This window comes from Microcystis sp. T1-4 (assembly GCF_000297435.1).
Classification (GTDB): domain Bacteria; phylum Cyanobacteriota; class Cyanobacteriia; order Cyanobacteriales; family Microcystaceae; genus Microcystis.
Genome location: NZ_CAIP01000147.1, coordinates 19,566 through 31,931, shown reverse-complemented (window position 1 = coordinate 31,931; position 12,366 = coordinate 19,566). Strand labels below are relative to the sequence as shown.

General features: G+C 43.4%; 10 protein-coding genes and 1 pseudogene. 7 read left to right on the top strand and 4 right to left on the bottom strand.

Features of this window, described 5'->3' with window-relative positions:
- Window positions 1–58: 58 nt before the first annotated feature.
- Window positions 59–661 carry a M23 family metallopeptidase gene (locus MICAI_RS09030; RefSeq protein WP_008200672.1) on the top strand — a complete coding sequence of 201 codons (603 nt, stop codon included), beginning with the start codon at window positions 59–61 and terminating at the stop codon, window positions 659–661.
- A gap of 126 nt (window positions 662–787) precedes the next feature.
- Window positions 788–1,750 carry a glycosyltransferase family 9 protein gene (locus tag MICAI_RS09025; protein WP_008200671.1) on the top strand — a complete coding sequence of 321 codons (963 nt, stop codon included), beginning with the start codon at window positions 788–790 and terminating at the stop codon, window positions 1,748–1,750.
- Between the two features lie 61 nt (window positions 1,751–1,811).
- Here MICAI_RS09025 and MICAI_RS09020 read toward each other — a convergent pair whose 3' ends face one another.
- Window positions 1,812–2,321: a YceD family protein gene (locus tag MICAI_RS09020; RefSeq protein ID WP_008200670.1), complete on the bottom strand. Its 510-nt coding sequence runs from the start codon at window positions 2,319–2,321 to the stop codon at window positions 1,812–1,814.
- A gap of 304 nt (window positions 2,322–2,625) precedes the next feature.
- Between MICAI_RS09020 and MICAI_RS09015 the strand changes: the two genes are divergently transcribed.
- Window positions 2,626–3,579 carry a tetratricopeptide repeat protein gene (locus MICAI_RS09015; RefSeq protein WP_008200669.1) on the top strand — a complete coding sequence of 318 codons (954 nt, stop codon included), beginning with the start codon at window positions 2,626–2,628 and terminating at the stop codon, window positions 3,577–3,579.
- 14 nt (window positions 3,580–3,593) lie between these two features.
- Here the strand turns inward: MICAI_RS09015 and MICAI_RS09010 are convergent, their stop codons facing one another.
- Window positions 3,594–6,521, bottom strand: coding sequence for a DEAD/DEAH box helicase (locus MICAI_RS09010; protein WP_008200667.1), 2,928 nt, complete (start codon window positions 6,519–6,521; stop codon window positions 3,594–3,596).
- Between the two features lie 150 nt (window positions 6,522–6,671).
- Here MICAI_RS09010 and MICAI_RS09005 point away from each other — a divergent pair, with 150 nt between their 5' ends.
- From MICAI_RS09005 to shc, 3 genes and pseudogenes are all read left to right on the top strand, one after another.
- Window positions 6,672–6,917, top strand: coding sequence for a hypothetical protein (locus MICAI_RS09005; protein ID WP_039899901.1), 246 nt, complete (start codon window positions 6,672–6,674; stop codon window positions 6,915–6,917).
- Window positions 6,918–7,239: 322 nt separating this feature from the next.
- Window positions 7,240–7,335, top strand: a pseudogene (locus MICAI_RS25830) (IS1 family transposase); the annotation flags it as partial.
- Window positions 7,336–7,988: 653 nt separating this feature from the next.
- Window positions 7,989–9,896, top strand: coding sequence for a squalene--hopene cyclase (shc, locus tag MICAI_RS09000; protein WP_008200666.1), 1,908 nt, complete (start codon window positions 7,989–7,991; stop codon window positions 9,894–9,896).
- A gap of 60 nt (window positions 9,897–9,956) precedes the next feature.
- Here the strand turns inward: shc and MICAI_RS08995 are convergent, their stop codons facing one another.
- Both MICAI_RS08995 and MICAI_RS08990 read right to left on the bottom strand, forming a co-directional pair.
- Complete coding sequence (locus tag MICAI_RS08995) at window positions 9,957–10,352, bottom strand: helix-turn-helix domain-containing protein (RefSeq protein WP_008200665.1); 396 nt, start codon at window positions 10,350–10,352, stop codon at window positions 9,957–9,959.
- Between the two features lie 225 nt (window positions 10,353–10,577).
- Window positions 10,578–10,886 (bottom strand): type II toxin-antitoxin system HigB family toxin, encoded by a 309-nt coding sequence (locus MICAI_RS08990; RefSeq protein ID WP_008200663.1) that lies wholly within the window; start codon window positions 10,884–10,886, stop codon window positions 10,578–10,580.
- Window positions 10,887–11,324: 438 nt separating this feature from the next.
- Between MICAI_RS08990 and MICAI_RS08985 the strand changes: the two genes are divergently transcribed.
- Complete coding sequence (locus MICAI_RS08985; protein WP_008200661.1) at window positions 11,325–12,320, top strand: glycosyltransferase; 996 nt, start codon at window positions 11,325–11,327, stop codon at window positions 12,318–12,320.
- Window positions 12,321–12,366 lie beyond the last annotated feature (46 nt).

Here is a 12,366-nt window from a genome sequence, read left to right as displayed (position 1 = left end):
CTATATTTGACTATACTTTTACTAACTATATTTAATTGTGGTGTCTGGAGTAAGTCTCATGCTCAAATATCTGCCTGTTAAATTCCTGCGTTTTTTAGCGATTAGCTGTCTTGTCACGTTAATTTCTCTAGGATTTGACCGTTTACACCCCGTTAAAGCTAATCCCACCCTCATGGCTCAAAATGCTTGGGCCGGGGCCTCCTTCCCCGTGGAAAACTTTCAAACCTATACCTCCGGTTTCGGTTATCGTTTCTCTCCCATCGATGGTAGTCAACAATTTCATGCCGGGTTAGATCTGGCCGCACCCTTGGGCAGTTATATTCGCAATTGGTGGACCGGCAGAATCGTCGAATTATCCGATCATACAGGCTGTGGGACGATGATTAAGATGCAATCGGGTCAATGGACACATATTTATTGTCATCTCATGGGTTCGGTTCAATCCGACAACCGCGGTACTTTTTTGATTGACAGGTCAGGAGGAATCGTCCTTACTCTCGGTCAGGATATACCAGCAGGGGCCCGCATGGCTAGAGTGGGAATGACAGGACGCACCACCGGACCACACCTGCACTGGGGACTGATGTACGGCAATCAATACGTTGACCCCGCTTTGGTTTTAAATGCTATGTACGGTTCTAATCCTTCCGGTAATACTTAAGAGGAAGGGGGAATTAGAGAATCTGCGATCGCATTCTGTTGAGAAAAAACATAGCTGCCCAGATTTAGTGAATAACGAGGGACACTGCTAAAATTAAGCTGATCGATTCAGGTATATCCAGATAAAATGCGAATATTAACCCTTGTACCGGGAGGAATTAGCAATCAACTGCTGTTTTTTCCCACTCTAGAAACCCTCCAGCAAACTTACCCCCAAGGTACCATCGATGTTTTGGTCGAACCTAGGGCAAAGGCTGCCTATCGTCTCTGTCCGCAGGTTAGGGAAGTGCTTTTATTTGACTATCGAGATCAGTACGGATTAGCGGATTATTTAAATATTTTGGGAGTAATTCGGGACCGGGAGTACGAAATCGCCATTAGTCTCACCAATCGTCCTGCTATCAATCTTTTACTCTGGTTAAATGGTGTTCCTAACCGTATAGGCTATGAAAATAATGGCAGCTGGTTCTTATCGCAACAAGTACCCCAGCCAACGGAAGGCTATCTAGGGGATAATTATCACGCACTGGTCAAAGGGTTAAAGATTGCCGCACCCTGTCCACCTTTAAAACTAACCTTGAATCGCGATGATATCGATTGGGCCGAAATGGAGCAGCAACGCCTCAATATCAAGGATAGCGGCTATATTCTCCTCTATGCCGGCGGTAGCGATCTCAGCATCAGCCAAGGACTGGAAACGCTTTATCCCCTAGAGAGTTGGCTAGAAATTATCCAAGGTATTCGCCATCAACAACCGGATTTGCCAATTGTCGCGATCCAGGGAGAATTGGATGAAGCTTGGGTTTTAGCCCTCAAAGCCATGGATAATAACTTAAAAGTGTCGAGAACGGGCGATATCGGTAAAATGGCGGCTATGATCGCCGGTGCTAATTTATTATTAGCTACCGAAAGTGTCCCTTTACAGTTAGCTGTGGCCGTGGGAACCTATACCCTCTCTCTGCTGGTTCCTTCGTTGTCTAAGAGAGTTTTACCGAGTGGGGGAGAGCTACATCGATATATTGAGGCTAATACGGGAAAAGTCGCCGATATTACTCCCGAAACTGTCCTGAAAAAGATTTGGGGCCGGTAAATAATCGGGTTTCGATCGCTTTTCTCTGGGATCGAAACCCGAAAAAAATCAGCATCAAAGCTCAATTTTGCGATTGAGATAACTGACTTTTCAAGGATTCTAGGGAGGCCCAACGACCATCGATGGCAGTCTTTTCCGGAAGGAGAAAATCGGGGGGTTGACAATTGGCTCCGCAGAGTTGACGGGGAGGTAAAGTTAGACATAACTGCTCGTATAACCACATTTGCGGGTCAAAATCCCCGTTAGGATCGAGGGTTTCCGAGAGGTCTTCGTAGGCTATTTCTCGCTCTAGAGGATAGGAGCTATCGTAGTCTTTATTTTTGTCTAGCCAGATTAATTCGGAAGTGTTTAATTGCAGACGATGATTATATTGTTGTAAACAGCGATCGCAGATTAAGGTGACGATGGTTTCTGCTTTCACCGATACTTCCAAAAAATTCCCCCCATGTCTAACCAGCAAGGTTCCCCGCACCGGTGTCAAGGTTTCTAGACCGGGGATAAAATTATCGATGATGATCACTCTTTGTCGATCAGGAGATTTGAGGAGGTGGGGGATAAAAATAGTTTCCATAGATAACTCCTGTATCATTTATCGGTTATCGGGTGTCAACTGCGTTAGCGAGTAACGCCATCATAATTGCTCGGTGACAATCTTTCCTTTATTAGTTTATCGCAGCCCCGACCTCTAGAGACATAGACCGGTTCTAGGTTGTGGGAAGTGAGGTGTATTTTCAGTGAACAGTGAACAGTAAACAGTAATCAGTGAACTGAAAACTCACATCTGATAACTGATAACTGATAACTGATAACTGACTCCTGGATTTGACAGGCTGTCTGTTGATCGATCGAGAAAGTTTCCTCAGAATTGGGAGTATATGCACAAAGATACTCCTATGTCAACGGTTTTGAAAAATTTTCTTCCTCGCCTCGGTGGATTGGTTATGGTTGCACTGCTCTGCTCGCTTGTGCTGGGGGGATGGCCTCGGCAGGGAAAAGCGGCTCGATCAGTACATTTGTCCTATTGGATGCGATCGGGAATTGAACAACTAGAGGCGGGTAATTATCAGCAAGCTTTGCAGGATTTCAATCAGTCCCTCGAACAGGAAAATAACTTGGCCCTAGCCTACAGTAATCGCTGTTTAACTGAGATTTATTTACAGGATTATCTGCACGCGTGGCAGGACTGCACTCGCTCTTTACAACAGCAATCCGATAATTATCTAGCCTATTTCCATCGGGGTTTAGCTTTTTATCGTTTGGGAGATTATTCACAGGCGCTGACCGATTATAACCAGACTATCCAGCTAAAACCCACCTATTATCAAGCCTACTATAATCGGGGTTTAGTTCAGGCAGCCATGAAAAATTATCCCCTTGCCCTAGCCGATTTTAATCAATCCTTGCGTCAAATTACTAACCAACAACCCGACACTTTAGCCACTATTTATAATGATCGAGGTTTAGCTCATTTAGCCCTCCACAATTTTACCTCAGCTAAGGCGGATTTTCATCAAGCTCTCCGGTTAAATAAAAACAACGCCTCAGCCTACTATAATCTAGCTTGTACCGCTCACCAATTAGGTGAATACGAACGCTCAATCGCCGATTTAAATCGAGCGATTGCCATCGATCCTTTTTATGCCGATGCCTATATTAGAAGGGGATTACTGCGGCATCAATTGGGTTATTATCAATCGGCTTTAGCGGATTTAAATCAAGGAGCAAATCACCTCTATCACCAGGGATTGCACCAAAATTATCAGCAAATCCTCGCCCTAATTGAGCAGATTCACCAACAGTTACTTTCCTTACCATCTCCCATTGTTTAAAAGAGTGATCAATATTATAAAGGAAAGCGCTTCATGGCTGTGACGGCGAGACGGGCATTATCTTTAAGGACTTGGGAAACCCGGGGAATTTGGGGAATTTGCCAGAGAACATCGACGGTGCGCCGTAATAATCGCACTAGATCTCCCTCATCGAGGCTAGTATTTTCGCACAATTCCGGCCAGGATGTCCCCTGGGCCCAACGGGAGGCAATCCCCATCAGTTGGGTTTCTAACCAGACGGGAATAGTGATATCGTAGCGAGATTGAGCTTGATAGAGTAAACGGCGAACTTCTCGCAGACCGGGGGAATTTTCCTCTCCTTGTCGCAAAATATCGATAACTTCTGGCACAGGCGGGTAATTGCACCAAGTATCGGGGCGAGGGGGTTCCGTAATCATGGCGCTGATGGCGGCGGCTAGTTGGCTAGGAGTCAATCGGTCCAAATCTCCGGACATCATCGCTAATCCTAACCAGAGTTCATTTTCCCCGCGAATAGTGGCCGCCGCTTCTCCGAGGGGAGTGGGCAAATAACCATCTAATGCTTGGAATTCTCGCAAAATCTCGATTAGATTCAGAAATTCTTCCCAGTAGTAGGATTTGCGCGATTGTTGTTTCTGGTATTTAATCTGGGTCTTGTGTAACTTATCGCGAGCAAGCTCTCGATCGTAGTATAATTTCATCAATCGCCCCGGATTTTTGCGTTTTTGCAGGGGATGAGCGGCAATTTGACTATTGATAATTTCAACTCTTTGTGCTTGGGTTTCCAGTTCCGCCACCGGTGGGATGCCCTGCACTTGTTGGCGGATTAAATCGGCGATCGCCTGAGTATTTTCCTCACCCTTGCGCCACCCCCCTAAAGAGACTGCTTCTAGGGAAGGGGGTATCAGTTCGCCTAATTCCGCAGGAGCGAGAAAACCTCGATCGATCTCGCTAATATCGGCATAGGCGGCTAAATACCAGCGATTATCACTGCCTAAACACACAAGGGTTCGCACTTGACCGGCTCCGTGCAGGGTATTGACAAAGATAGCGGGGACGGGGACGGGAACCTTAATATGTTTGCCCTTGAGATGGAGGATAGTTCCGACGGGAATATTCGGCAATTTTAGATGTATTTCCTGTCTTTTCTGTGCTTCTGCCTGACTAGCGAGGATTTTATACAGTCTTTCTTCTTCCCGCAGTTTTTCCCGTAGCTTTTCGTAACTGAAGACCTGCTCTCGTTCGATACCGGCTAACTCCATATCCAACTTAGCCAATTCGGTGGTTAAGGCGGTAATCTGTTGTCGTTCGGGGCTTAACTTCAAACGAGCGAGATATTCGGCGAAACTGCGCTCTAAGAGGTCTTTGGCCTCCTCTAGACTGTGTTTTTGCAGGAGATTTAACACCATGCCGTAACTGGGCGCAAAACAGCTTTGTAGGGGTTCCGGTTGAGCGGTGGCCAGAAAAGCCGCTTCTTTTGCCCCTTCAAAGGGCGTTTGTACTGTCACCACATGGCCCACCGCGTCCATTCCCCGGCGACCGGCCCGGCCGGCAATCTGGACAAATTCCGAGGGAGTCAGCATACTATGACCATCATCGGTGCGTTTGGACAGGGCCGAGATAACGGTGGTGCGGGCGGGCATATTAATCCCGGCCGAGAGGGTAGCGGTGGCAAAAACCACCTTAATTAAACCAGCTTCAAAAAGTTGTTCGACTAATTCTTTCCAGAGGGGTAAAATCCCGGCATGGTGAACACCACAGCCCCGGGTGAGGGGTTCCACTTGGTCGGCGCGCACCAATTGGGAAGCACTGGCTAGGAATTCAAACAGTTGATTTTTCGTCTCGGGGTCGGCGGTTAAGAGGCTGAGGAGTTGCTCGTCGGACTGGGGGTTATTAGCGAAAAAAGCCAGTAATTTTTGCTGTAGGGGCGGATTTTCGACGGCAAAGAAGGAAAGGGCGAGTTCTTGCAGATTGGGATTATCTTCTAGGAAGAAAATGAGTAAACGGTAGTAAATAGCTCTAGCTTCTTCTGGATTAACGAGATTGAGGTTTTTTAGCTCTCGAATCGCCTGATCGCAACCTTTGCGGCTGAAAATGACGTAAATAGCTGGGAGCATATCCTTGTCCCGCAGAGTGGTGACAATCGAGGCGATAGTGGGACAATCTTCTCGTTTTAAGCGCCTGGAGCTGCCCCGAGGGGCTTTAGGACGCAGTTTCGGGTTAACTTTGCTCTGTTTTGGGTCGAGCAGCGGGAATAATCCCTCTTTATTGACGAAATAAAAGCGCAGGGGGACGGGACGAAAATCGGAGTTAATTAGCTCGCAGCTGGAGGTCTGTTTATTGTCGCCGGATTGGGGCAGTTGCCGCACCCAGTTAATCCAGTCGGTGAGTTCCCCCGGGTTGCCGATGGTGGCGGAGAGGGCGACTAATTGGATACTAGGGGGACAGTAGATAATCGATTCTTCCCAAACGGTGCCGCGACCTCGATCGCTGATATAGTGACATTCATCGAGAACCAGGGTTTCCACGTTTTCTAGGGAAGTGCCTACCTGACCGATCGGGGTTTGGTAGAGCATATTGCGAAAAATTTCTGTAGTCATGACTACAATTAACGCTGAGGGATTGATCACCACATCGCCGGTAATTAATCCCACTTCCGCAAACAGCAGCGGGGAATCCTCATCGCCATCGGTGGGGGTACGACCGAATTTTTCTTGAAAATCCCGGAATTTTTGGTTAGAAAGAGCTTTCAGGGGAGTGGTGTAGAAAACCCGTTTGCCCCTTTGTAGGGCGCGATAGATAGCATATTCTCCGATTAAAGTTTTCCCGGAACCGGTGGGAGCGCAGACCACCACTGATTTACCAGCAGCGAGAGCGGCGATCGCCGATTGCTGGAAGTCGTCGAGTTTAAAGGGAAAAATGGTTTTGGGATCCAAAGAAGTAGGGTTGAGGGACTCTTTCACGTCAAGTCTAAGAGGAGAAATTTTTTTAATTGTGGCTATTCTGACTGGCTTTTTTTATTCTAGTCGAAAAAAGCAGACTTCTAGAAACTGGGGACAGCTTGACCTTTACCATGGTTATGATCAATGACTTTCTCTCACCACTATCTTGCCATGGCATTAAAGCAGCTGCCCGGACTAGGTAACAAATCATTTAATTATTCTAAGCTATTTAGGCAATTATTTTTACCTGCCTTTATTTTTGGGACTAGATTTTCTTTTTGGCAGTGTTTTTGCTTTGATCGTGGGGTATTTCTCCTAGACATTTTGGCGAGGGTGATTGCTTCTTTGACGGGTTACAGCCCTGGTATCTTCGGTTTACTGGAAGGAGATAAAGGTGTATATTTAACGCAAAGTTAATATAAAAACTAGGGAAATTATTTGGGGATATTTAGAAGATATAAGTCGTCAATTAGTTCAAGAAACTTTGAGCAAGTTTACCCATTGTTTACCGACAATAAGTCGTTACTTCCACAGAATTTTCCGAGTCATATAAGACAGTAATTTCCAGTAAAAATCATCGAGCAGTAGGAAAATAAATTAGTCATACTAAATCCTGTTTAAAAAGTATAGGAGAGTGGGGTGGTCACTGCGTGCGCGTTGCGGGGGGAAGTGAGGTGTGGGTAGAAACAATTCATAACTTGAGAGTTAATCACACTATTAAAAACAGATTTTGTGTCAAACTAATCCTATTAAAAGATTAAATAATACCCTTCGTCAACGGCTCTCCCGGTGGGTGAGAGAGAGTCTATCGTTCTCTAAAAAAATCGAGAATCACTTTGGGAATGCCCAATTAGCAAAGGTGGGAGCTATCACCACTAGAATAAAAGGCTCTCCTCGACTTTGTGTGATAATCAGTGCGGATCATTCGCAGGAGTCTTGGCACAAGGCTTTAAAGACTATGTTTCCAGAAAATTATCGGCTGTATCTCCTATTTGTGACTTTCCCTCACCTATAGGTGAGCAGCAGAAGTTATTCAAAGAGGGCGAATGCAATTCGCCCCTACAATAACATTATTGCGCCAATGGTAGGGGCGCACTGCCTGCGCCCAAAATGTCCTCTAGATATTTCGACAAAATTGAGATGCACCCAAATTATCCCTATTCTTCTTCCTTCCACACAAACACCAGAAGAGCCGAATAAAATCACTACCCACCTGAGAATCTGGGCAAAGTTTGCGGAAGTGAAAATATTTATGTGGCAGATTTGTCCGCAGCCCCGCGGCCCAGGGTTAGTCCCCAAATGACAGCCTATTTAATCGGTTATCATCTGGCAACTCAACTCTGCAAAAAAAACTGAATAAGTGGCTAAATCTGAAGGAGTTAGAAAGCTCGAACAAAATCGAGTTATACTTCATCTATATTAGAAACTTTGTAAATAAGATTATCTTATTTACACTCGTCGTCCCTAGAGGTTGTCGAACAGAAACAAATGCAGATTCAGGAAAAAATCAGCGAAATAGCCGCTCAAACAGCGAAAGCGATCGAACTTTCTCAAAATTATTTACTTTCTACCCAACACCCTCAGGGTTACTGGTGGGCAGAATTAGAATCTAATGTCACCATCACCTCAGAAGCAATTTTACTGCACAAAATCTGGAAAACTGACAAAAATCGCCCCCTAGACAAAGCTGCCACCTATCTACGTCAGCAACAGTGTCCTAACGGCGCTTGGGAGTTATTTTATGGCGATGGTGGCGATCTTAGCACCACTGTGGAAGCCTACATGGGGCTGCGACTATTGGGAATTCCCGTTAATGATCCTGCTATAGAAAAAGCTAGAGAATTTATCTTAGCTAAAGGTGGCATCAGTAAAACCCGCATTTTCACCAAAATGCACCTCGCTTTGATTGGTTGTTATGATTGGCAGGGGGTTCCCTCTATCCCTGCTTGGATTATGCTACTGCCGGAAAATTTCCCTTTTACTATCTATGAAATGTCCAGTTGGGCGCGGGGAAGTACGGTTCCTTTATTAATTGTTTTCGATAAAAAACCTGTGTATAAAATGGGTTTTAATCTCGAGGAACTCTATACAGAAGGGGTAAATAATGTCAAGTATGAGTTACCAAAAAATAACAATTGGTCAGATGTTTTTCTCTGGTTAGATGGGCTGTTTAAATGGGCAGAAAAAACTAATTTGGTTCCCTTCCGTCAAGAAAGTCTGAAAGCGGCGGAAAAATGGGTAATTGAACGACAGGAAGACACGGGGGATTGGGGGGGAATTATCCCGGCGATGTTAAATTCCCTGTTAGCTTTAAAAGCCCTAGATTATGATGTTGACGATCCGATTGTTGCCCGGGGTTTAAAAGCGGTGGATAATTTTGGTATTGAGACCGATAATACCTATTGTGTACAGCCCTGTGTGTCGCCGGTTTGGGATACGGCTTGGGTAATTCGATCGCTAATTGAATCCGGTCTAAATCCCGCTCATCCAGCTATGATTAAAGCGGGACAATGGTTAATCGATCAACAAATTCTTGATTATGGCGATTGGGCGATTAAAAATAAAATCGGAACCCCCGGGGGTTGGGCTTTTGAATTTGACAATCGCTGGTATCCCGATTTAGACGATTCGGCAGTGGTGGTGATGGCTTTAGAGTTAATTAAAATGCCCGATGAAAAGATTAAAAAAAGCGTGATGAAACGGGCAGTTAATTGGATGGCTACTATGCAGTGTAAAGCTGGTGGTTGGGGAGCTTTTGACATCGATAACGATCAAAACTGGCTTAATTCTTTGCCCTATGCCGATCTAAAAGCAATGATCGATCCTAATACGGCTGATGTTACTGCCAGAGTTCTAGAAATGTTAGGCACTTGTGATGTCAAAATGGAGGAAAATCGAGTTAAAAAAGCTTTGGATTATCTGGAAAAAGAACAGGAAGCTGATGGTAGTTGGTTTGGTCGTTGGGGTGTAAATTATATTTATGGAACCAGTGGGGCGTTATCTGCTTTGGCTTTTCTGGAACCGAATCAATATCGCCAGCAATTGCAAAAAGGAGCCAATTGGTTAAGCAGTTGTCAAAATGTTGATGGTGGTTGGGGTGAAACCTGTTTTAGTTACAATAACCCTAAATTTAAAGGACAGGGAAATAGTACCGCTTCCCAAACTGCTTGGGCATTAATCGGTTTATTAGCCGTCGGGAAAGTCACCGGTAATTATCAGCGAGAAGTGATTGAAAAGGGTGTTAACTATCTTCTTGTTACCCAAAAAGAAAATGGTACATGGGATGAAGATTACTTCACTGGTACAGGTTTTCCCTGTCATTTTTACCTGAAATATCATTTCTATCAGCAGTATTTTCCTTTACTGGCTTTGGGGCGTTATCGGGCTTTGATTTAGTCTGTTAACCTATGCGTTAAGACAGGAAATAAATTTAACTGTCTAGCGCATTTTTTATGTCTAACTAGGAAGAAATAAATCAGGAGATATATTTAAAAAATTGGCTAATTTTTGAATATAGATAGGGGTTAACTCTTGCTGCCCATCAAGAATATCATCCAGGGTTGACTTACTTTCAAAAATAGATAGCAAATCTTGCTTTTGTAGGTTTCTTTCCTCTAATATAAATTTCAACAATTCAAGTCCATAAATATCAGGTATTGGCTCTTGATTTTCCTCGTACTCATAAATTAAAGACCCTAAAAGATTTAGATATTCCCTTTCTTCTACCGTTAATTGGGGTTTGTCTAAAAGGCGATTAATAACCTCCTGCATCATTTCTAAGTCTTCCTCATTGTGAATAGGACGAGGAGGGTATTGCTTTAATAATTCTAAGTATTTATCAGTGGCAAACATAAAGATAACTCTAATTTTATGGTTTAAATAGGGGTGACTGAAGGAGATACAAAATTTTTAGTTAATAATTTATAGTTTTCATAAGTGGGTGGGTGGAATTAAATATAAGATAAACGTAGGTTGGGTTGAAGCATGAAACCCAACGCCCGCATGGGTTACGCTACCGCTAACCCATCCTACAAATAATTTTTCCTCCCTACTTATTTGGAGATTCAGAGATTTAGATCAATATTTATTGAACCACGAATCTTTTTTCCATTGGTTTTTATTATATTCAGCATGGGTTAGTATTTTTCTAATGAAAACATTTCTATGTTGAAAATCAACATAAGTTATTAGTCGATAGTTGTTGCCGCAAATGTTGAATACTATAAAATTACCCACTAAGTCAGCCGAAGAAAAATCCTGACGAATATCTTGGAAACTTTGCCATTTTGCTTGACTAACTTGCTTGTACCAATAACGTAAACCAGCCTGAGCCTCTGGATGAGTTTCCCAAAAAATTCTTAAGGTGGCTCTTGAAATAATATGCATAATTTTTTATTAATCTTTTAAGTTTTATTTTCATGACGAATAATCTCCTTGTTTGCTTGCTTGCTTGCTAGTATAGCAAACTGCGAAGCCTCTAGTCAAGTATTTTAATTTCTCTGATAAACCGCATCCACAGGGAACCCCGTAGTTTGGCTTTTTCGGCTACGATCCTTGCATAGCAATACTTTTAAGGCTTAATGGCTTGCCCGTGAAATTCCAGTTATCTAGCTGGTTGCGGTTTATTAATATTTATTAATTAGCAGAATTTGTAATTAACTAGCTAAGTCTCTTGATAGCCGACTCAAGGCTAAAAAATTTATTTAGTAGTAATTACACTTATGCTCGATCAACTATTGCCTTTAGATACCCCACACCTTAATAATTAAGTATAGAATAGCCAAGTCTCCAAACTATCGCTTAACCAAAACTTCTATTATCCTGATGAGAAACCTCTATTTTCTTTTGCCCGGTACTACTTCTCCTTTTGGTGGGGGTGGACTGTGGGCAGAAATGAAAACCGTCAATTTGGCTAGTCAAATTTGTACCGCCCAGATTGTGACTTATCGTCAAAAAGAGTTAAATTATCCTTTTTTAGAGGATATACTCGCGAAAATAAACTCAGATGACAGTATTTTTGTGGTTAGCTGGGGTTTTGATCTTCCTAAACTGGTGCAAAAATTGCGATCGCAGAATATCATCTATCATGCCCATAGTACAGGTTACGGCTTCCGTTTACCCTCCGGCATACCAATTATCACCGTTAGCCGTAATACTATGGGTTATTGGGGAGAAAAAGCCCCTAATGCTTTGATTTACTATCTTCCTAATCAAATTGGCTCAGAATTTCTCAATTTAGGCTTACAAAGGGATATCGATGTCCTAGTACAGGGGCGCAAATCCTCAAAGTATCTTCTCAATCGTCTAGTTCCCGCCCTCCGTCCCCACTGTCGCGTTAAGGTTTTAGATAGCTATGTAGAGGATTTAGTGGGATTATTCAATCGCAGTCGGGTTTATCTCTACGATTCGGCTGAATATTGGGCTGTAAACGGTTTAACGGAGGGTTTTGGCTTACCACCCCTAGAAGCTTTAGCCTGTGGTTGTACGGTATTTTCTAGCGTTAATAGCGCCCTAGCCGATTATCTCGATCCCGGTTTCAATTGTCAAAAAATCGGGGCTTATTCCACTCAATACGATCTGGAACGTATTCTTAATTATGCCCGTAATTTTCCCGTTAATTCTTTACCGGCTAATTTTATCGATGATTATCATCCTGAAAAATTACTACCACGTTTTGAAACAATTTTAAGAGAAATTAATGATTTCTTTGATATTAAAAAACGCTATCCGGCTGATATAGAAGGTTTAGAACCCCTGCGACTTAAAAAATTATGGATGCAGAGTTCTCTGGCTAAACTTAAGAAAAAACTGTTTAAGTAAACGCATCAACTTTTTGACAGAGAAAGATCGATCGACTATTCAGTTA